19 protein-coding genes are annotated in these 19,368 nt (G+C 72.6%); 7 read left to right on the top strand and 12 right to left on the bottom strand.

The window, feature by feature from the left end; all coding sequences use genetic code 11:
* The first annotated feature begins 266 nt into the window (after nt 1-266).
* Together ABIC30_RS21035 and ABIC30_RS21030 are read left to right on the top strand one after the other, a co-directional pair.
* Entirely contained in the window at nt 267-1,016 is a 750-nt protein-coding gene (locus ABIC30_RS21035) for a sigma-70 family RNA polymerase sigma factor (RefSeq protein WP_020092216.1), read from the top strand.
* Between the two features lie 87 nt (nt 1,017-1,103).
* Nucleotides 1,104-1,514, top strand: a complete 411-nt coding sequence (locus ABIC30_RS21030) for an energy transducer TonB (protein ID WP_354456059.1) — start codon at nt 1,104-1,106, stop codon at nt 1,512-1,514.
* Between the two features lie 60 nt (nt 1,515-1,574).
* Here the strand turns inward: ABIC30_RS21030 and ABIC30_RS21025 are convergent, their stop codons facing one another.
* Nucleotides 1,575-1,742, bottom strand: a complete 168-nt coding sequence (locus ABIC30_RS21025) for a hypothetical protein (RefSeq protein WP_020092214.1) — start codon at nt 1,740-1,742, stop codon at nt 1,575-1,577.
* A 455-nt stretch (nt 1,743-2,197) separates the two neighbouring features.
* Between ABIC30_RS21025 and ABIC30_RS21020 the strand changes: the two genes are divergently transcribed.
* The gene (locus tag ABIC30_RS21020; RefSeq protein ID WP_020092213.1) at nt 2,198-2,419 is read left to right on the top strand and encodes a hypothetical protein; all 222 of its coding nucleotides are present in this window, start codon (nt 2,198-2,200) and stop codon (nt 2,417-2,419) included.
* An 88-nt stretch (nt 2,420-2,507) separates the two neighbouring features.
* On the opposite strand, the gene ABIC30_RS21015 is transcribed toward ABIC30_RS21020, so the two are convergent.
* Together ABIC30_RS21015 and ABIC30_RS21010 are read right to left on the bottom strand one after the other, a co-directional pair.
* Entirely contained in the window at nt 2,508-3,095 is a 588-nt protein-coding gene (locus ABIC30_RS21015) for a TadE/TadG family type IV pilus assembly protein (RefSeq protein ID WP_020092212.1), read from the bottom strand.
* Nucleotides 3,089-3,700, bottom strand: a complete 612-nt coding sequence (locus tag ABIC30_RS21010) for a TadE/TadG family type IV pilus assembly protein (protein WP_020092211.1) — start codon at nt 3,698-3,700, stop codon at nt 3,089-3,091. Before ABIC30_RS21010 ends, ABIC30_RS21015 begins: the two co-directional genes overlap by 7 nt.
* 428 nt (nt 3,701-4,128) lie before the next feature.
* On the opposite strand from ABIC30_RS21010, the gene ABIC30_RS21005 reads away from it, so the two are divergent.
* From ABIC30_RS21005 to ABIC30_RS20995, 3 genes are all read left to right on the top strand, one after another.
* Nucleotides 4,129-5,520 (top strand): TadE/TadG family type IV pilus assembly protein, encoded by a 1,392-nt coding sequence (locus tag ABIC30_RS21005; RefSeq protein WP_020092210.1) that lies wholly within the window; start codon nt 4,129-4,131, stop codon nt 5,518-5,520.
* Nucleotides 5,521-5,573: 53 nt separating this feature from the next.
* The gene (locus tag ABIC30_RS21000; protein WP_020092209.1) at nt 5,574-6,611 is read left to right on the top strand and encodes an HD-GYP domain-containing protein; all 1,038 of its coding nucleotides are present in this window, start codon (nt 5,574-5,576) and stop codon (nt 6,609-6,611) included.
* Between the two features lie 85 nt (nt 6,612-6,696).
* On the top strand, nt 6,697-9,420 hold the full coding sequence (locus ABIC30_RS20995; protein ID WP_020092208.1) for a hybrid sensor histidine kinase/response regulator: 2,724 nt from the start codon (nt 6,697-6,699) through the stop codon (nt 9,418-9,420).
* A 261-nt stretch (nt 9,421-9,681) separates the two neighbouring features.
* On the opposite strand, the gene ABIC30_RS20990 is transcribed toward ABIC30_RS20995, so the two are convergent.
* The 8 genes from ABIC30_RS20990 to ABIC30_RS20955 all read right to left on the bottom strand — a co-directional run bounded on the left by ABIC30_RS20990 (nt 9,682) and on the right by ABIC30_RS20955 (nt 16,502).
* Nucleotides 9,682-10,926, bottom strand: coding sequence for a KpsE/RkpR family capsule polysaccharide export protein (locus ABIC30_RS20990; protein WP_020092207.1), 1,245 nt, complete (start codon nt 10,924-10,926; stop codon nt 9,682-9,684).
* A gap of 306 nt (nt 10,927-11,232) precedes the next feature.
* On the bottom strand, nt 11,233-11,427 hold the full coding sequence (locus tag ABIC30_RS20985; protein WP_020092206.1) for a helix-hairpin-helix domain-containing protein: 195 nt from the start codon (nt 11,425-11,427) through the stop codon (nt 11,233-11,235).
* Nucleotides 11,428-11,494: 67 nt separating this feature from the next.
* Nucleotides 11,495-11,953 (bottom strand): response regulator, encoded by a 459-nt coding sequence (locus ABIC30_RS20980; protein WP_354456058.1) that lies wholly within the window; start codon nt 11,951-11,953, stop codon nt 11,495-11,497.
* Complete coding sequence (locus ABIC30_RS20975) at nt 11,950-13,068, bottom strand: sensor histidine kinase (protein WP_042675188.1); 1,119 nt, start codon at nt 13,066-13,068, stop codon at nt 11,950-11,952. Before ABIC30_RS20975 ends, ABIC30_RS20980 begins: the two co-directional genes overlap by 4 nt.
* Before the next feature lie 202 nt (nt 13,069-13,270).
* A complete protein-coding gene (locus ABIC30_RS20970) occupies nt 13,271-14,038 on the bottom strand; it encodes an FkbM family methyltransferase (protein ID WP_020092203.1) in 768 nt (255 codons plus the stop codon).
* 129 nt (nt 14,039-14,167) lie between these two features.
* Nucleotides 14,168-14,665, bottom strand: coding sequence for a peptide deformylase (locus tag ABIC30_RS20965; protein WP_020092202.1), 498 nt, complete (start codon nt 14,663-14,665; stop codon nt 14,168-14,170).
* Nucleotides 14,666-14,751: 86 nt separating this feature from the next.
* Complete coding sequence (locus ABIC30_RS20960; RefSeq protein ID WP_020092201.1) at nt 14,752-15,690, bottom strand: sigma-70 family RNA polymerase sigma factor; 939 nt, start codon at nt 15,688-15,690, stop codon at nt 14,752-14,754.
* A 62-nt stretch (nt 15,691-15,752) separates the two neighbouring features.
* Entirely contained in the window at nt 15,753-16,502 is a 750-nt protein-coding gene (locus tag ABIC30_RS20955; RefSeq protein ID WP_020092200.1) for an SDR family oxidoreductase, read from the bottom strand.
* Nucleotides 16,503-16,740: 238 nt separating this feature from the next.
* Between ABIC30_RS20955 and ABIC30_RS20950 the strand changes: the two genes are divergently transcribed.
* Nucleotides 16,741-18,345: an ATP-binding cassette domain-containing protein gene (locus ABIC30_RS20950; RefSeq protein ID WP_354456057.1), complete on the top strand. Its 1,605-nt coding sequence runs from the start codon at nt 16,741-16,743 to the stop codon at nt 18,343-18,345.
* A gap of 77 nt (nt 18,346-18,422) precedes the next feature.
* Here the strand turns inward: ABIC30_RS20950 and ABIC30_RS20945 are convergent, their stop codons facing one another.
* The gene (locus ABIC30_RS20945) at nt 18,423-19,364 is read right to left on the bottom strand and encodes an adenylate/guanylate cyclase domain-containing protein (RefSeq protein WP_020092198.1); all 942 of its coding nucleotides are present in this window, start codon (nt 19,362-19,364) and stop codon (nt 18,423-18,425) included.
* Nucleotides 19,365-19,368: the final 4 nt, after the last annotated feature.

Raw genomic sequence — 19,368 nt, 5'->3', positions numbered from 1 at the left:
CCGCCCCGCTCGGGGCGGGCATTCGCAGCAGCGAGATCTTCGCGTGCGCTGCCGCAGATACGGCCGTGCGGCGAACAGTTTTCCGGTGCGTATGACGTCATCGAACTCCCTCTTTCCGTCGACATCTCTGTCGCGATTGTCGCGGATGCCAGCATATATTGATCCGAAGATGTGCCCATCCGCTGATCTATGTTGCGGCGGATGCGGCGTATTCAGCGATTAATGGCGCCACGCGATTTTTCGTACCCTTCAGGTGATCGGCTATCATGCTCGAACTCTCGCTCGACGCTGATACAATCGACGCGCAGGGCCCCCGGCTCCCCGACAGCGTGCAGTATCACCTCGGCCATCTGCTCGCGGCGACCTACGCGCAGGACAACGTCGAGCCGACCATCGCGGATCGCTTCGCCGAACTGCTGAGGCTGCTCGACGGCGCCTTCGGCCGGGCGCAGGACGGGCGCGAGAAGGCGTTCCAGGCCTCGCTCCTCTCTCTGGTGCCGAACCTGCAGCGCTTCGCCCGCTCGCTCCTGCGCAGCCATGTCGGTGCCGACGACCTCCTGCAGAACACGCTCCTCCGGGCCTGGCGCTCGCGCGCGAGCTTCGCGCCGGGCACGAACCTTGAAGCGTGGCTGTTCACCATCATGCGCAACCAGTTCTACAACGAGCACCGCAAGCGTGGGCGCGAGGTGCAGGACGAGGACGGCGCGCAGGCGGAGCGGATGGTCTCGCTGCCCGAGCAGGGCGGCCATCTCGACCTGAGCGACGTCCAGGCCGCCCTCGACCGCCTGGCGCCGCCGATGCGGCAGGCGCTGGTGCTCGTGGCGATCGAGAACCTCACTTACGAGGAGACCGCCGCCGTCATGCAGTGCCGCATCGGCACGGTGAAGAGCCGGGTCTGGCGGGCCCGGACGCAGCTCGCCGAGATGCTGGGCTACACCGGCCTCGAGGTCGGCAGCGACGACATCATGCTGGCCGCCGCGGGACCGAAGGGCCGGAAATCCACCGCTGTCTCGTGACGGCGGACGGCGGACGGGGTCGCTAGGGACCCGCCTCTGCGCGTAGGGTCGATCCCCGATCCCGGGCTCGAGGAGCCGCCGTTCCCCATGTCGCCGCTCCCCATGTCGCCGCTCCCCATGCTGCCGCGCGCCCTGATCGCCGCTGCCGTCGTGTTCGGCCTCGCCCTTTCGTCGGCGGCGGTGGCGGCGCGGACCGCACCGGGACCCGCAGCGCGTGCCTGGCTCTCCGACCTCGTCACGCGGATCGATGCCGCGGACCGCGCCGGGACGCGGCCGGGACCGGGCCGTGGCCGCGGAACCGTGGTCGTCCACGTGCAGATCGCCGCGGACGGTGCGGTTCAGGGCGCGGAGATCGAGGAGAGCTCGGGCTCGGCGAAGCTCGATCAACGGGCGCTCCGCGCCGTGCAGGGGATCAGTCCGGCGCCCGCGCCGCCCGCCGCACTCCTGGGTGTGGACGGGATCGTCGATCTCAGCATCCCGGTCGCGCTCGGCCACTGAGCCCGCGCCGAGTATGCGTCTGCCGGCCGGACCCCAATCCCGGCGGCGTCGCCGGACCGGTCAGCGGCTCGGGCCGGTATCGGTGCTGATATAGGCCCCGACGAGATAGCCGGCCTGGAGAGCGGTGAGGTAGGCGAAGAGCAGCAGCACCTTCTCGGCGTCGAACTGAGCCCAGACGAAGATCGAGAGGGCCAGCCACCCGAGGGTGACCAGCATCGAGCTGGCCATCAGAACCGATGCCCGATACCGCCAGCCCTCCCATATGCCCACCGCGAAAAGCAGGGCCGCAACCAGCAACGGGCCGTCTCCTTCCGCGCGAACAGATAAAGTTTTACGCGCTAAACCTCTGGTATTTCGAAGATTTTCGACCGCGCGCCCGACATTCGGGGGGGAGTTTTAATTTTGCATTAACTCGGCCCGCCCGCTGGGGCCGTCCGTCATAGGACGACCCGGTCACGGTCCAAGTCCAGCAACGTCTCCACTCCGCGCCGGCCGCTCGGCGGGCCGGGGATGCAGAATGCGAGCCAGGAAGACGGCGGCGCCGACCGGCAGTTTCACCGGCGATCCATCATTGACAATATCGATAATAGAAATCGATTGCATCTGTTTGGATCATGTTGCTCTGCAGCGTAGATATCCCCTCGAAGCCGGGCACGCCCCGGACAACGAGAGGACTTCAGATCATGACCGTTCGCACCATCGTTCTCGCCGCCCTCGCTGCCGTTCCGATGATCGGGGCCGCTCGCGCCGACGAGAGCATCGCGCTGACCCCGCCGCTCTATCGCGAGCAGGCGCGTCCCACGGCCGCCGTGCGGCCGGCCTCCGAGCTGGCCACGACGCCGCGTCTCGTCCCGGCGAGCCCGGCCTCGCGCCGGGTCGTCGCCACCGCGGTCCCGGCCCGCTGAGGCGGGGCGTGTCCGCGATCCGGCGTCACCGGGTCATCCGGTGGCGCCGGCCGCAAAGCCGGGCCGGTACGAAGCGTCAGCCTAGCCGTCAGGCCGGGCAGGGTTTTCCCCCCGGCAGAACCACCTCGCTCTGCCCGTTGTAGATCTCGCCGCCGCGCACCGGCCAGATCTTCTTGTACCGGAAGGTCCACCGCGTCAGGTTCGAGAGGACCGGGAAGATCGGGTGGTAGGTCATCGTGACTTCCGACACGACGAAGCGGTCGCCGTTCCGGGTCATCCCGGCGGGCGGTGCGCCGAGCGAGGAGCCCGCCGTGCGGGCCTGTCCGTTGGACTCGGCGCTCGAGCAGACCTTGGTCGCCGCCGAGCTGCCGTCGCTGTAGGTGCCCGCCGCCGTGAGCACGATGCTCGCCCGGCTCACGTCGTAGGGGTTGGAGATCGCGCTCGTCGCGGCGAAGACCGGCTTGAGGTCGGCGTAGCTGCCGCGCGAGATCAGGTCCGCCATCGTGGCCGCCGCGTTGTCGAGCCGCTTCCCGATCATGTAGGCGCGGGGCAGCTCGATCGACCCCATCAGGATCAGCAGCAGGATCGGGGCGATCACGCTGAACTCGATCGCGCTCACGCCCTCCCGGTCGCCGATCAGGCGGATCAGGTGGGCGCGCAGGCGACCGCTCAGCACGGCTTGGGCTCGTAATCCTCGGCCCGGAAGATCTCGGTCGTGACCAGCAGCTGAGTCTTGTCGGCCATGATCCGGCCGGTGAAATCCAGCATCTGGAACAGCCGCATCACCGGCACGGCGACCCGGACCGTGACGGTGTCGCCGCCCTGCGGGCACTCGAAGCGCTGGCCGAAGCCCGGCGTCCAGGTCTTCGTGGTCTTGTCGAACGGCTCCGCCGGCTGCGAGGTCGAGAACGAGGGCGTCCGGGAGACGTCGAGGCGCAGGTCGGCGCAGGGGAACAGCGCCGAGGGGCCGGTGCAGACGATCCTGCGGAGGCGCTCGCTCGGATCGCCGCCGTCGGAGCCGTCCTGGAAGGTGCCGGTTCGCAGCTGCCGGACACTCCGGTCGACCGCGATGTCCAGCGTCTGCTGCTCGATGGCGATGACGCCGGATTCCGCCACGACGCCCAGGAGGGCCAGGAACGGCGCGGCCAGGAGCGCGAACTCCACCGCGGAGGCGCCGGTCCGGTGGCCGGCGAACCGTCGGACGCGTCCGGCCGTGCCGGCGCGGCCCTCGGTCCCGCCCGGACGGCGGACGGTCGCGACGCGCCGAAAGATGCCCATCATGCCAAACGAACTCTGCAGGTTCGTGCCTGCGGCCGTCCGGCCGTAGAGGCGCGGACGAAAATAACCCTATGATGAGGCCGTTTAAAAACGGTTCAAATCTGGGTAGAAATTGCGGGTTCAGCAAGATTTTGCGGCCGCGACATGTGATGAGGACGCGAATTCACCCTGAGGTTGTGTGCTGTTGTGTTCATTCGGCGGCCGGCCGGTGAGGCGATCAGTCGTCGAGACGGTGCTGGGCATTGTGCGGCCGCATATAGAAGTTGTTCACAGCTAAAGGCGGCTCTATCGCGTGGCGATAGCTTCGCGGTGCTCGGACGCCACGGATTTTTAGGAGCTGTGCCTTAGACCAACGGTTCGGTGGCCGGTGCCGCCGCAGCCGCCGATCCGGTCCCGCCCTGGGAGACGCGTCCATTTCCCTGTTCTGGAGAGTGCTCCGCGCCGGCCCGCGGGCCCTGACCGACCGGTCCGGCTCGGTCGCCCTGACTTTCGGCCTGAGCGCCGTGGTGCTGCTCGGCCTGACCGGGGGCGGCATCGATTACGCCCGCCTCGCCTCGCGGCGCAGCCAGCTCCAGAACGCGGCCGATGCCGGAGTCCTCGCGGCCGGCAACTACCTCAAGCTCGCCGTCTCGACCTCGGCGGCGGCCAAGAGCATCGTGGTCGACACGGTCCACGCCCAGGCGGCGCCGCGGCCCGAGAGCCCCTACGCCCTCCGCGTCGACGTGGCGGACGACAAGACCAGCGTCGCCACGACGGTCGACGAGACCGTCAAGCTCGCCTTCGGCGGCTTCGTCGGAGTGCCCACCGTCAAGGTCTCGGTCCGCTCGACGGTCCGCGTCGTCGGCAAGATGCGCCTGTGCCTGCTGACGCTGGACCCGCTCGCCGCCGGCGCGTTCGAGCTGGAGAAGAGCGCCGAGGTGACCGCCCAGGATTGCTCGCTCTACAGCAACTCGCAGAGCCCGCGCGGCATGGTCGGCAAGGACAGCGCCTATGCCCGGGCGCAGACAATCTGCACGGCGGGCGGCTTCGACGGCGCCCGCGCGAATTTCGCGCCGCCGCCGCAGACGGGCTGCCCGCCGATCCAGGACCCCCTGAGGGACCGGGCGGCGCCGCCGGTCGGCGCGTGCACGGCGATCCCGTCCTCGGCGAACAGCAAGCGCGACACCTCCGGCAACCTCGTCGACCAGAGCGCCACCCTCGATCCGGGCACCTATTGCGGCGGCCTGTACATCACCAAGAACGCCTCCGTGACGCTGCGCGCCGGCATTTACGTGATGAAAGACGGCCCGCTCATCGTCGACAAGAATGCCGTCATGACGGGAACCGACGTCGCCTTCTACTTCACCGGCAACAAGGGCGGTCTGCTCTTCGACAAGAAGACCACGGTCAGCCTGTCGGCGCCGACCACCGGCCCCATGGCCGGCCTGCTGATGATGGAAGAGCGCTCGGTCAGCGATCCCGTCGACCCCGCGGCGATCCTCGCCGGCCTGGTGGACCAGACCGTCACGCCGCTGCTGCCTGCGCCGCCGCCACCGCCGCCGACCCCGCCGCCGCTGGCCGCGACCAAGCCCATGCGGACCTACCGCATCATCAGCGACAACGCGCGAACCATGCTGGGGACGCTCTACCTGCCGGCCGGCCGCGTGGTGATCGACGCCGACAAGCCCGTCGCCGACCAGTCGGCCTACACGGTGATCGTGGCCCAGCAGGTCAACCTGTACCAGGGCCCGAACCTTTATCTGAACGCGAATTACGACGGGACCAGCGTGCCGGTGCCGAAGGGGGTCGGACCCCTCTCGGGCAAGCTGCTGCTGTCCCAGTAGAGAGGACGCGATGCGGATCCTGCGTCGACTACTCGTCGCCTGGGAGTGACACGGTGCTCGCGCTGATCCTCGACGATTCCGAGATGAACAACCTGCTGATCATGCAGGCGCTCAAGCCCGTGGCCGACTGCGAGCCGGTCGCCTTCACGTGTCCCGTGACGGCGCTCGACTTCCTGCGGGCGCATGTCGACCGGATCGGGGTCGTCGTCACCGACTACGACATGCCCGGCCTGACGGGCCTCGAGGTGATCGCGGCGGCGCGGGCGGTCCCGGGCTTCGCGCACGTGCCGATCGTGATGGTGACGAGCCTCGACCAGCGCAGCCTGCGCCACGAGGCCCTGCGCGCGGGCGCGACCGACTTCCTCGGCAAGCCCTGCGATCCCGTGGAGATCCAGGCCCGCATCACCAACCTGATGAAGATCAGCGCGGCCCACCGGCAGGAGCAGGACCGGGCCGCGTGGCTCGCCCGCGAGGTCGCGGCGGCGGTCGCCGTCATCGAGGCGCGGGAGCGCGAGATCATCGCCCTGCTGATGCGGGCCGCCGAGCACCGCGACACCGATACCGGCGACCACATCGCCCGGGTGGCGGGCTACGTGGGCGTCATCGCCCGGAACCTCGGCTTCGGCCCGGAGGAGATCCGGATCCTGAAGCTCGCCTCCACGATGCACGACGTCGGCAAGATCGGCGTGCCCGACGCGATCCTGCTCAAGCCCGGACCGCTCTCCGCCGAGGAGCGCGCCGAGATGGAGAAGCACGCCGAGCGCGGCCGGCGGATCCTGGAGGGCAGCACCTCCGACGTCGTGCGGCTCGCCGCCGAGATCGCCGAGAGCCACCACGAGCGCTGGGACGGCACCGGCTACCCGAAGGGCCTGCGCGGCGAGGGGATCCCGCTCTCGGGCCGCATCGTGGCTGTGGCGGACGTGTTCGACGCCCTGGTGACCGAGCGGCCCTACAAGGCGGCCTGGCCGCTCGAGCGGGCGCGGGCCTTCGTGGCGGACCAAGCCGGCCGCCACTTCGACCCGCGCTGCGTCGAGGCGTTCCTCGCGGGCTGGGACGCGGTGGCGCGGACCTGCCTGCGCGCCGCCGCCTGATCCGCTCCCCGGTACCGTCGCCCTACCGCCCCTCCCCGTCCCTCCCCGCGATCGGGCCCGACCGGGCCACCTGAAGGAGCCGAGCGTGCATCTCGCGTGGCTGAGGCCGAGGCGCTCCCTGGCGGGCCGGCTGGCTCTGGCGGTGACCGGCGCCGTCACGGCGGCGCTCGTCCTGGCGGCGGCCCTGTCGGTCTGGCGCGAGGTCGCCCGCTACGCCGCCGACAAGCAGGCGGCGCTGGAAGCCGTCGCGCAGGTCTTCGCGCATGGCGGCGCCCGGGCCACCGCGGCGGGCGACGCCGACGGGGCGGACGCGTCGCTGCGGGCGATCGGCAAGGTGCCGTCCATCGTCTACGGGGCGATCGAGCGTCCGGACGGGTCCGTGCTCGCCGAGCAGGGGATCGGCCTGCGCCTGACCCGGGACGCCGCCCAGGACGGCGCGGACCTGTCGCTCCTGCACCTGCTCGCCACCCGCAGCCTCCAGGCGACCGCGCCGATCGTGGAGAACGGGGTCCCGGTCGGCCGGGTCGTGCTGATCGGCGAGACCGACGACATCCTCGGCCATCTCTGGGCCGCCGCGCAGAACGCCGCGCTGGCGGCGCTGCTCGCCGTCGCGATCGGCGTCGGCGTGTCGCTCTACCTGCAGCGCAGCGTCACGCGCCCGCTCGCCGCCCTCGCCCGCACCATGGAGGCGGTCCGCCTGCGCCACGACTACGCGCAGCGCGCGCCCGTGGGCGGCGACGACGAGGTCGGCGCGCTGGCGCGGACCTTCAACGACCTGCTCTCAGCGGTGAACGAGCGCGATCACCGCCTCGCCGCTCACAGCGCCCACCTCGAGGCGGAGGTCAGCGCCCGGACGGCCGACCTGAGCGAGGCCAAGCAGGCCGCCGACGCCGCCAACGCCGCCAAGTCGGCCTTCCTGGCCACGATGAGCCACGAGATCCGGACCCCGATGAACGGCGTCCTGGTCATGGCCGAGCTGCTGGCGGGGTCCGACCTGCCGGCGCGCCAGCGCCGCTACGCCGAGGTCATCGCCCGGTCCGGCCGGTCGCTCCTAGCGATCATCAACGACATCCTCGACTTCGCGAAGGTCGAGGCGGGCAAGCTCGAGCTCGAGCGCGTGCCCGTGAGCCCCGCCGAACTCGCCGACACCGCGGTGACGCTCTTCGCCGAGCGGGCCCGGACGGCCGGGCTCGACCTCGCGGCCGAGGTCGGGCCGGAGGTGCCGCGGGCGATCCTCGGCGACCCGGTCCGCCTCGGACAGGTGCTGAGCAACTTCGTGTCGAACGCGCTGAAGTTCACCCAGGCTGGCCACGTCGCCGTCCGGATGACGGTCGATGCCGCCGACGGGTGCCTCGTGATCGCCGTCTCCGACACCGGGATCGGCATCCCGCAGGACAAGCTGGCGACGATCTTCTCGGCCTTCTCGCAGGCCGACCAGTCGACGACCCGCCGGTTCGGCGGCACCGGCCTCGGGCTCTCGATCGCCCAGCAGATCGTCGCCGCGATGGGCGGCACCGTGGCGGTGACGAGCCGCGTCGGCGCCGGCTCGACCTTCTCGGCGCGCATCCCCGTCACGGTCGCCGAGCCGGCCCGCCCGGTCCGGCGCCGCGACGCGGTGCCGGCCGCGATCGCGCTCGACACGGCCGGTCCCGCCACCCGCGCCGCCCTCGCGGCCGGCCTGCGCGCGGCCGGCTTCGCGCCGGTCGCGCCGGGGAGCGCCGCCGACCACTGGATCGGCGACGCGGCCGCCCTCGTGGCGGCGGGCCGCCGGCCGGACCGGGCCGTGCGGGTGCTCGCGGTCGCGGGACCGGGCGACGGCGCGGCCGACGCGGCGCTCCGCGCCGGTCTCGCCGACGCGGTGCTGCGCTGGCCGGTGACCCAGGCGGAGTGGCAGCCCGTCCTGGCGGCGCTGGCCGCGGGCGACACCCTCGCCGCGGCCGCCTCCCCGCCCTCGCCCGCCGGCACGGACGAGGCACTCCCGCGATTCCCGGCCGCGCGGGTGCTCGTCGCCGACGACAGCGCGGTCAACCGCGAGGTGGCCCTCGAGGCGCTGGCCCGCTGCGGCGTGACCGATGTGGTGACCGTCGAGGACGGGGCCGCGGCAGTGGCGACCGCCGAGACGCAACGCTTCGACCTGATCCTGATGGATGGCAGCATGCCGGTCCTGGACGGCTTCGCGGCCGCGCGGCGGATCCGGCAGCGCGAGGCGGCCACCGGCGGGCGCGTCCCGATCGTCGCCCTCACGGCGCACGTCCTCGGCGAGGCCGCCGACGCCGCGGCGGCGGCCGGCATGGACGGGACGCTCCTGAAGCCCTTCACGCTGCGGCAGCTCGCCGACCTGCTGCAGGCGCAGGTCCCGGCGCTCCGCGTCGCGCCGGCTGCCGCCGCGGCGCATACCGTGACGCCGGCCCCGGTCGCTCCGCTCGCCGCGCCGGCCGTCGCGAACGCCGCCGACGACCTCATCGACGCCGAGGTGATCGACGGGCTGCTCGGCCTCGGAGATGGCGCCTTCCTCGACCGCGTCCTCGACCTGTATCGGGCGCAGGGTCCGGTGGCGCTCGCCGGTCTGAGAGCCGCCCTCGCCGCCTCTGACCAGCCGGCGATCGCCCGGGCCGCGCACAGCCTCAAGTCGATGAGCGCGAATGTCGGCGCGCGCGGCCTCGTGGCGCGGCTGCGCGTCATCGAGGAGGACGCGCGGAACGCGGCCTGCGCCGAGCGGGCGGACGCGTGCGACGCCCTGGACAGCCTGCTCGCCGCGACGATCCGCGGCCTCGAGGAGCGGACGCGGTCCCGGGCGGCGGCCGCCTAGGATCTTCGCGGGCGGCCCCGGAGTCCGTCGGCCCGGCCTATTAAGGCGTTCAGGAAAAGTATTCCATCGGGAGACCGCCCGATTTCGCAGACCTGCCCTGCGATTCGGCATCTGGCATGCCAGCAGGGCCCGCCGTACGGTTGCGCTTCCTCCCAAGCACTCCCTCAGCCCGCCCGGTTCGCCGCGGCGGGCTTTTTCGTCGGCGCTGCCGGCGGGCCGCGGACCGTCCCGACCGCGTCCGCGCGCCGACCCGGCTCGGGATCAGGTGATGAGCATGCGGCGGGTGAACATCGCGGCCGCGAACAGCACGGCGGCGCCGGCGGTGATGATGCTCGTCATCAGGATGCGGCGCGGCTCGGTCGAGGATCCGGCCTTGATGGGCTCGACGATCGGCACCAGGGCCACGACCTGCTGCTGGGCCACGATGCGGGCCCGGTCATAGGCCAGCTGCACGTCGCGGTGATACTTCTCGGCATTCTCGCGCTCGTGCTCGAGATCCTCGAACCGCGTGAGCGCGTCCGAGAGGCGCCGCTTCTCGGTCGGCGCGGTGCCGGCCAGCTGCTGCTGGACCCGCGCGATGTTCGCGTCGAGATCGCCGATCTGCTGCTTCAGGTCGACGATGCTGCGGGATTGCGGGCCGAGGTCCCGCTGGAGCACCGCCAGCTGGACGGCGAGCTTGGTGCGCGTCTCCCGCAGTTCCGAGACCGACTTGATGGTGGCGGTGTTCGACTTGATGACGTCGAGCACGCCCTCGCGGTTGCGCAGCTCGTTCAGGGCGGCGTTGGCCTTGGCCTCGCGCTCCTCCGCGAGCTTCAGGACGCGCGTGCTCACGTCGAGGGCGTCCTTCCGGGACGGCAGGCTGAGGTCGTTCAGCATCCGCTCCGTATCCGTCATGACCGCCTTGGTGATGGCGAGCGACTCGTCGGGATCGAAGGCCTCGACGGTCAGCGACATGATGCCGGACGCCGATTCGACGTCGACGTCGACCCGGCGGCGCCAGTACCGCAGGAACTTCTCGACCGGCTTCTCCGGGTTGAAGCGGGAGAACATGTCGATGTCGTCCCGACCGAACCACGCGCGGATCGGGAGTTCCGCCGCGACCGCTTCGACCATGGGCCGGCTGTGGATGTACTCCTGCGCGATGAGCGTTTCCTGGGCGACGGTCGCCTTGATCACACCGGCATTCGTGCCGACCGTGTCGGGCGTCGCCTTGTCGGCGGTGCCGATGGTCGGCCGGATCGCGAACCGCGCCTCGGTGACGTAGCGGTCGGAGGCGATCAGCCCGTAGTAGATCCCGGCGGCCAGGGTCGGCAGGACGAAGCAGACGACGAACAGGAGCGGCAGCCAGGGGTCGCTTTTGACGTGGCTCTGGTACGAGCGCACGCCCTTCTTGGTGTCGGGCAGGCCCGGGAGGCGCGCGAACTGCCGCAGCGACTGCGCGATCACCTTGTTCCGGTCGATGCCTTTCAGAGGCCGGCCCTGGGCTTTCTCGACCTGCATGTCCATCGTTGCTTCTCGAAGCTCGGGCTTGCGCGGGCGTCGTCGACCCGCGCGGCTTTCACGCCGCTCGCGCAGCCCATCACACGGACAGGCGGCGAAAGCATGTCAGCCGCGCCGTGCCCCCTCCCCCGTGCGGGAGGGCGTTGGGGAGCGGCAGGACGCTTCGAGGTGGAGCGCGCCGTGGAGCCGCTGGGTCCGGATGTGCCTCGTCCGGACGGACCTGATCCCCGACCGGGCGCTCCGCGAGAGCAGACCCCTCCCGACGGATCTCGGGCCTGACCGAGATCCGCGCCGGACCGGTCGGGACCGGCGCTAAGGACTGTCCGCGATCGTGACCTGATCGGCGACACCGTCGGTCTTGCCGCTGAGGCCCGGCACCTCGTCGAGCTGCCGCAGGCTGGTGAACCGGCCGCGCTCCTCCCGGTAGCGCACGATCTCGAAGCCGTGGCCCTTGAGTGCCGGAACGCTGTCCAGTTCCTCGGCCGTCGCCGTGTTGAGATCGATCACGGTGGTGCCCTTCCGCGCCGGTCGGCGCCGTACTCGGTCGCTCCGGTCCCGCGCCGGCCCGGGCGCCTCAGCGGATCGGATCGGCGCGGAACTGCCTGTGGGCGGGCTCGGACGCCCGACAGCGGCAGGCGGGTGGCAGGCCGGTCGGGCCCGTGCGGTTCGGCCCCTCACGGCTCAACAGGCGCAGCAGAACATGCTCGAGCGGCGCCGCCTGGTAGGGCTTCTGGAGCACCGGAACCGCCTGATAGGCGGCGTCCAGGCCGTGCTGCCCGTACCCGGTGGCGAACAGGAACGGCGTATCGCGCGCCAGCAGCAGGTCGGCGACCGGGTAGCTGCGCGCCTCGCCGAGATTCACGTCGAGCACCGCCAGATCGAACGCCTCGGTCCGGGCATGGGCCAGGGCCTGCTCGAGGCGCATCGCCACCACGACCTCGCAGCCCAGGTCGAGCAGCATGTCCTCGGCGAGCATGGCGACGAGGCTCTCGTCCTCGACCAGCAGGACCCGGCGTCCGGCGAGCGGCGTCATGGCGCGCGCGGCCCTTCGACCGCCTCCTGGCCGATCCAGCCGAGCTGGGTCAGCGGGATCCGCATCTGGCAGGTCGCGCCCGCCGGCGCGAAGGTGATCGCCGCGCTGCCGTCGAACTCCAGCGGCAATTGCCGCTCGATGAGCCGTGAGCCGAACCCCTTCCGGGTCGGGGGCGTGACTGGCGGGCCACCCCGCTCCTCCCAGAGCAGGTCGAGCTGCTGACGGCCGTCATCGCGATCGTGAAGGGACCAGGTCACCGCGACCCCGCCCTCGGGCGTCGACAGGGCGCCGTACTTCGCCGCGTTGGTCATCAACTCGTGGAGGGCCATTGCCAGCGTCACTGCCACCTTAGGGTGCAGTCGCGCGTCCGGCCCTTGTAACCGGAAGCGGCCGGCATCGACCTCTGCCAAAAGGTGGGGGGCGAGCGCCCGCTCGACCACGCCGCGCAGGCTGGCGCTCTCCCAATTGTCCTCGACCAGCACGTTGTGGGCGTTGGACAGGGCCGCCATCCGGGCGTCGAAGACGGCGCGCGTCGTCTGGTCCGTCTGCCCGCGGAAGGTCTGCGCGGCGATCGACTGCACCGTGGCGAGAGTGTTCTTCACCCGGTGATTGAGCTCGTTGATCAGCAGGCGTTGGCGCTCGGCGGCCGCCTTCTCCTCGCTGATGTCGCGGACCTCGATGATCGTCCCGATGATGTTGGTCGCGTCGTCGCGGATCGGGCTGGCAGTGAACGCCACGGGGAAGAAGTGCCCGTCCCTGTGCACGAACACCTCCTCGCCGCGCTCCTGATTGTTCTCCGGGAAGGCGCGGTCGATCGCGCACTCCTCCAGCGGGAAGGGCCTTCCGTCCGGGTAGGTGTGGTGGACGATGTCGTGCAGCGGGCAATCGCGGGCGAGGACTTCCCGCAGCGTCCAGCCGGTCAACTGCTCGGCGGCGCGGTTCATGTAGATGCAGTGCTGGCGGTCATCCATCAGGAAGATGGACACCGAGGCGTTGTCGAGGACCGCGTTGAGGCGACGCTCGCTCTCGAAGAGCTGGCCCGACCCACGCCGCAGGCTCGCCAGCGGCGCGCTGGCGGCGGACGAGGATTGAAACGGCTGCCGCGAGTTCGGCACGGTCACGACCCTTCACGCGGGTTGATCTGAGATACCCTGCGCGCGATCCTGGTGGACCTTCGGGACTGGGCACGGTGGGTGGCTGGCCGCGCCGGACGGCCTAGAGGTGGGAGCGTGCAACGCACCATGCGGAGCCGTTGTTCCGCCGCGCGGACGGTCCGGCCGCGCCGTTCCGCCCGGGTCCATATCACGCGGGTCCGGATCACGCGGGTCCGGGCTCCGGGCGGCGCGCGAACAGGGCGGCCCAGTCGGCTCGACGCTCCTGCGGGACGAGGAAGAAATCCCACGTCACGTAGTCGCTGACCGCGAGCCACGTGCTCGCATCGTCGATCAGGTTTCCGGTGATGTCCGCGCAGATGTAGCCGTGGCTCTCGGCGAACCGGTAGAGTGAATCCTGCGCGTGCCCGTAGGCGGAGTAGCCGGCCCAGCCGTACTCCACGCTGACGATCGGGCGGCATCGCCGGAGGAGCTGGGCCGCGCCGCTCAGGGCGTTCAACTCCCCGCCCTCGATGTCCATCTTGATGTAGGCCACCGCGGGGACGTGACTGAGGGCGGTATCGAGCCTCTCCGTCCTGACCTTGATGGTCTTGGACGTGATGGCGGGACTGCTGAAGTAGCGGGCGAGGAGCCCGCTCTCGCCGGGCACGCTCGCGACCGTGAAATCGGTGCGCCCCGCCGCGTCGGAGAGGGCGACGTCGTGCAGCTCGACCTCGGGTCGTCGGCCGAAACGCCCCACCAGATCCTTCATCAGGAACGGGATCGGCTCGAAGGCGTGGACCTTGCCGGTCGGGCCGACGATGTCGACGAACGCGACGAGGTGGAGCCCGGTATGGGCGCCGACGTCGACGACGACATCCCCCGGAGCGAGGAAGCGGCTGTAGCCCTGCCGCAGGATGCGCTCGTAGTCCGGGACCTGACCGGCGTCATGAACCGCCCTGAAGGCGTTGGCGGCGGCCACGGCAGGATGCATGCGCAGGGTCCGTTCAGAGGGGACGAGTCCGGAGGGTCGGCGAGGTCGCGCCCATGGTAGCCCGCCCCGCGCCGGCTCTGCCAGCGCGCCGCGGCGGGGTGCCGACGCCCGCCGCGAGCCCCGACCGGATCAGGCGGGCCGGCCCTTCCCGAACCGCTTCAGCAGTCGCTCGCGCTTCAGGCGCGACAGGCGGGCGATCCAGAACACGCCGTCGAGCTGGTCGATCTCGTGCTGGAGGACCGCGGCCGGGAAGCCCTCGGTCTCCTCCTCGTGGGCGGACCCGTCGAGGTCGCGGTAGCTCAGGCGGATGCGGGCGGCCCGGGTGATCCGCTCGCGCACCCCCGGCATGCTGACGCTGCCCTCATCGTGGGCCTCCGTGTCGGGGGACGCCCAGGACACGACGGGGTTCACGTAGACGCGGGCGCTCTCGTCCGGCGACATCCGCACCACCACGAGGCGCGCGGCCACGCCGATATGCGGGGCCGTCAGGCCGATGGCGCTCTCGGCCATGAGCGTGTCCCGGACGTCGTCGGCGAGGGCCCGCAGGGCCGCGTCGAACGCGTCGACCGGTTCGGCCGGGCGCGTCAGGCGGGGATCGGGAAACAGGACGAGCGGGCGCGCCGGCATGGTTGATCAGTCCGCGTGGGTCGTTTCACCAGCGGCGCCGCGAGGGCCCGCCGCGCGCCATGCAAGCCGCGCCGCGGGGCGGATCGTCAAGACCGGCGCGCCGCAGGCCCGGCCGCGTCGCCGGGTCCCGGGCCGGCCGCGACGGCGCGCGCGACGTGGTGGAGCTTGTCGGGATTGCGCGTGATGTAGATGGCGTCGACCCGGCCGTTCTCGATCGCGAGGGCCGTCGTCTGCAGGAGGCCGCCGCGCTCGCGGGTGACATAGCCCGGAAGCCCGTCGATCCACACGAACCCGACCAGCGCCGCCCGGCCGTCGCCCCACTTGCGCCGCGCGCCCGCGTAGAGCCGGAGCAGGCGCTCGAGCCCCCGGATCGGGTTGACGAAGGCGAGCACCCTGCCGCCCCCGTCCGAAGAGAGCGTCACGCGGTCGGCGAGCAGCGTCCGCAGCCCCGCGACATCGCCGCTCGCGGAGGCCTCGAAGAACGCCCGGGCGACGCGCTCGCCCTCGTCGCGGGTCACGGGAAAGCGCGGGCGCGCGGCCCGGACGTTCCGGCGCGCGCGCGCCGCGAGCTGGCGCACGGCCGGCGCCGTTCGCCCGAGCGTCTCCGCGACGTCGCCGAGCGGCAGGCCGAACACGTCGTGGAGCAGGAAGGCCGCGCGTTCCAAGGGAGACAGCCGCTCGAGCGCGAGCATCAGCGTCAGCGTGAGGTCGTCCTCGTCCACGCCGTCCGCCCCCGGCTCGACCAGCGGCTCGATCAGCGGTTCCGGCAGCCAGGGGCCGACATAGCTCTCCCTGCGCGCGCGCGCCGACTTGATCTGGTCGAGGCAGAGGCGCGTCACGACGCGCGCGAGGAACCGGTCGGGCGCCGCGACCCCGCTCCGGTCCGCCGCGACCCAGCGCAGCCACGCGTCCTGCACGACGTCCTCGGCCTCGCTGCGCGAGCCGAGCATGCGGTAGGCGATGCGCAGGAGCCGGGGACGGTGGGCCTCGAAGGCGGCGGTCCCGTCCCCGCGCCCCGGCGGCATGACCGGACCGGAGGCCTGATCGCGTCGGGGCGGAGCCCGCCCGCGGGGAAGGTCGGGTCCCGTCATGCCGTCGTGAGCCAGGTCTCGAAGCGCGTATCCCCGAGGCGGGCCGCGGCCGCGTCGTCGGGGACCAGGGAGCCTCGCGCCAGCGCGGCACCGAAGTAGCGGGCCGCGGCGTCGACCGTCACCGCGCGGCCGTCGCCGGCGGCCGCCGCGCGCCGGGCGACGAACGCCCGGAACGGCAGCCGCTCCGGCCCCGCGACGTCGATCGTCCCGTCGACCGGCGCGCCGACCGCCACCGCGGCGAGCGCCGCGGCCACGTCCGCCGCCGCGATGGGCTGGAAATCCGCGTCCGGCACGAGGATCCGCTCCCCGACCGCGAAGGCTTCGGCGATCGTCGCGACGAACTCGAAGAACTGGGTGGCGCGGACGATGGTGTAGGGAAGGCCCGACGCCGCGATCAGCCGCTCCTGCGCGACCTTCGCCCGGAAGTAGCCGTTGCCGTCCGCGCGGTCCGCGCCGACGATCGAGAGGGCGACGTGGTGCTTGACGCCCGCCTGCCGGCCGGCGGCGAGGAGGTTGCGGCTCGAGCGCTCGAAGAAGTCGCGCACCGCCGCCTCCTCGAAGGAGGGCGCGTTCGCCACATCGACCACGGTGTCGGCGCCGACGAGAACCTGGGCCAAGCCGGCGCCGGTCACGGCGTCGACGCCCGTGCTCGGGGAGGCGGGGACGGCCTCATGGCCCGCGCGCTTCAGCTCGGCCGTCAGATGCCGGCCGATCAAGCCGCTGCCGCCGATCACCACGATCTTCATGACGTCTGTCTCCCGCGCGGACCGGGCCGAGGGGCACCCTGCCGCTCCGGCGTCCCGGTCGGCGACAGGACGATGCAGCATCCCGGTTTGTGACATCCCGCCGCAAAAAGCGACGGCCGCGGCGTTGCGAGAGGCCGCGACCGGCGCTACGGAGGCCCCCCCGCCGGAGCCGAGACGCCGATGAGACTGACCCTGACTGCAACGCCGCCCCGCCTTGTCGCCAGGACCGTCTCTCCGCATGCCAGCACAGCTCGCCCTCCTGAACCTCGCGTGGACCGCGCCTGACGGGCGCGCCGTCCTCTCCGGCATCACCGCCAGCTTCGGGCAGGAGCGAACCGGCATCGCCGGCCGCAACGGCGCTGGCAAGAGCACGCTCCTGAACATCCTGGCGGGCCGCCTCGCGCCGACGGGCGGCAGCATCCACCGCGACGGCACGGTCGCCCTGCTGCGCCAGTTCGCGGGCCCGACCGCCGACGAGACCGTCGCCGACCTGTTCGGCGCGACGGCGGGCTTGGCGCTGCTCCGTCGCGCGGAGGCCGGTGCGGCGGAGGCCGACGAGCTCGCCGCCGCCGACTGGACGCTCGCGGAGCGCCTGACGGGAGCGCTGGCGCGGATGGGCGTGGCGGTGGACCCCGACACGCCGCTCCGGCGCCTCTCCGGCGGGCAGCGCGCCCGCGCGGCGCTGGCGGCGGCGATCTTCGCCGCGCCGGATTTCCTGCTCCTCGACGAGCCGACCAACGACCTCGATCGCGACGGGCGGCGGGCGGTCCAGGAACTTCTGCAGGGGTGGCGCAGCGGCGCGATCGTGGTCAGCCACGACCGAGCCCTGCTCGACTCGATGGACGCGATCGTGGACCTCGCGCCGGGGGAAGCGACCCGCTACCGGGGCAATTTCGACGCCTTCCGGCAGGCCAAGGCGACGCGTCTCGCCGCGGCCGAGCACGACCTCGCGGTCGCCGAGAAGCGGGCGACGGACCTCGCCCGCCGGGCGCAGGAGCGCGTCGAGCGCCAGCAGCGCCGCGACGCGGCCGGGCACCGCCGCTCCGCGAAGGGCGACCTGCCCCGGATCCTGGCCGGGGCTCGCCGGGACAACGCGGAGCGGACGGCGGGCGGGAGCGCGCGCCTCACCGAGCGCCAGCGCGCCGGCGCCGAGGCCGATCTGGCGGAGGCCCGGGACCGGATCGCGGCGGTGAAGCCGGCCGCGATCGCGCTCCCGCCGAGCGGGCTCCACGCCGACCGGCGCGTCCTCGCGCTCACCGACGTGACGGTCGGCTACCGGCCGGGTCAGCCGGTCCTGCGGGACGTGTCCCTCGCGGTCACGGGTCCGGAGCGCGTCGCCCTCCGCGGGCGGAACGGCTCGGGCAAGTCGACCCTGCTCGCGCTGGTCGCCGGCCGCCTCAGCCCGTGGTCGGGCCGCGTCTCGGTCGGGGTGCGCGCCGCGCTGCTCGACCAGCGCCTCGACCTCCTCGATCGCGACCGGACCGTGGCGGAGAACTTCGCGCGTCTCAACCCGGAGGAGGACGCGAACGGGTGCCGGGCGGCGCTGGCGCGGTTCCAGTTCCGGGCGGCGGCCGCGGACCGCCCCGTCGCGGCGCTGAGCGGCGGCGAGCGGGTCCGGACCGCCCTCGCCTGCGTGCTCGGCAACCGCGCGCCCCCGCCCCTCCTGATCCTCGACGAGCCGACCAACCACCTCGACCTGGACGCGGTCGAGGCTCTCGAGGCCGGGTTGGCGGCCTATGACGGCGCGCTCCTCGTCGTCAGCCACGACGCGGCCTTCCTGGACGCGTTGGGGATCACCCGGCGCGTCGACCTCGACGACCTCGCCGACCGGCCCCGCGCCTGAGGGTGGCATCCGGAACGGCGGCGGGACGGGACGCAGTCGCCGCCCCCTACCCCGCCGGGTCTTCAGGAGGCGTCGGTTCAGTCCGCACGCGTCCCGGCCGGATCGAGCCGGAGGGTGAACAGGCGCAGGACGGTGCGGCCGCCGCGCACGGGCCCGACAGCCACGATCCGCGCCCCGCCGGACGGCGCCGCCCGGACGACCGCCTCGGAGGCGAGGCAGTCGCAGGGCAGCGCGCGGGTCATCTGTTCCAGCCGACGGGCCACGTTGACGGTGTCGCCGACTGCCGTGAACTCGACCCGCTCCGCCCCGATGACGCCGATGAAGACCGGGCCGCGATGCAGCCCGATGCCGACCCGCACCGGTGGCAGGCCGGCCTGTCCGCGCTCCCGGCTCCAGGTCGCCATCGCGGCCGCGAGCGCGCGGGCCGCCGCGACGGCGCGACCGGCATCCCCGGGCGCTGCGTCCGGCACGCCGAACACCGCCATCACCTCGTCGCCGACGAACTTGTCGACGAAGCCGCCCGCCGCCTCGATCGCCCGCGCGGCACGGGACCGGAACGCGGCGAGGAACGCCGCGACCTCGCCGGGCGCCATGCCCTCGCAGAGGCGGGTGAAGCCGCGGATGTCGGCGAAGAGCACCGTCGCCTCCTGCTCCCAGCCGGGGCGCCGGGCGGCGCGATCCGTCTCGGCGACCCATCGGGCGACCGTCGGCGCGGTCAGGCGCGCGAGGTTGTTCCGCTGCCGCGTCGCGGCGCACGCGGCGCCGCGCAGGCGGTGCACCCGCAGCGAGAGCCATGCCAGGGCGAGCCCGCCGAGCCCGACCGTGACGGGCTCGGGCGTCGTCGTGGCCGCGAGCGCCAGGAGCAGCGGCAGCGGCGCCGCGGCGAGGAGCCGGCCGCGCCCCGCCGCCGCGACGGCGAGGTGTCGGCGGAGGGGAACGGCCCGCGCCCGTCGCCCGACACCGCCAGCGAGCCCGGAACAGGCGTCCGCCGTGTCCGCGCGGGGCTCCCGCAGCGCCATCGCG

The organism is Methylobacterium sp. 1030, from assembly GCF_040544715.1.
Lineage (GTDB): Bacteria > Pseudomonadota > Alphaproteobacteria > Rhizobiales > Beijerinckiaceae > Methylobacterium.
The sequence above is the reverse complement of the archived record's forward strand: the minus strand, read 5'-3'. Positions and strand labels throughout refer to the sequence as shown.

Excerpts from the sequence above, each read along its gene's own strand:
- ABIC30_RS20990 (WP_020092207.1), bottom strand. The coding sequence starts at position 10,926 with ATGGACATGCAGGTCGAGAAAGCCCAGGGCCGGCCTCTGAAAGGCATC.
- ABIC30_RS20955 (WP_020092200.1), bottom strand. The coding sequence starts at position 16,502 with ATGAAGATCGTGGTGATCGGCGGCAGCGGCTTGATCGGCCGGCATCTG.
- ABIC30_RS21020 (WP_020092213.1), top strand. The coding sequence starts at position 2,198 with ATGACCGTTCGCACCATCGTTCTCGCCGCCCTCGCTGCCGTTCCGATG.
- ABIC30_RS20945 (WP_020092198.1), bottom strand. The coding sequence starts at position 19,364 with ATGGCGCTGCGGGAGCCCCGCGCGGACACGGCGGACGCCTGTTCCGGG.
- ABIC30_RS21035 (WP_020092216.1), top strand. The coding sequence starts at position 267 with ATGCTCGAACTCTCGCTCGACGCTGATACAATCGACGCGCAGGGCCCC.
- ABIC30_RS21030 (WP_354456059.1), top strand. The coding sequence starts at position 1,104 with ATGTCGCCGCTCCCCATGTCGCCGCTCCCCATGCTGCCGCGCGCCCTG.
- ABIC30_RS20980 (WP_354456058.1), bottom strand. The coding sequence starts at position 11,953 with ATGACGCCGCTCGCCGGACGCCGGGTCCTGCTGGTCGAGGACGAGAGC.
- ABIC30_RS21025 (WP_020092214.1), bottom strand. The coding sequence starts at position 1,742 with ATGGCCAGCTCGATGCTGGTCACCCTCGGGTGGCTGGCCCTCTCGATC.
- ABIC30_RS20965 (WP_020092202.1), bottom strand. The coding sequence starts at position 14,665 with ATGCCGGCGCGCCCGCTCGTCCTGTTTCCCGATCCCCGCCTGACGCGC.
- ABIC30_RS20950 (WP_354456057.1), top strand. The coding sequence starts at position 16,741 with ATGCCAGCACAGCTCGCCCTCCTGAACCTCGCGTGGACCGCGCCTGAC.
- ABIC30_RS21010 (WP_020092211.1), bottom strand. The coding sequence starts at position 3,700 with ATGATGGGCATCTTTCGGCGCGTCGCGACCGTCCGCCGTCCGGGCGGG.
- ABIC30_RS20960 (WP_020092201.1), bottom strand. The coding sequence starts at position 15,690 with ATGCCGCCGGGGCGCGGGGACGGGACCGCCGCCTTCGAGGCCCACCGT.
- ABIC30_RS20970 (WP_020092203.1), bottom strand. The coding sequence starts at position 14,038 with ATGCATCCTGCCGTGGCCGCCGCCAACGCCTTCAGGGCGGTTCATGAC.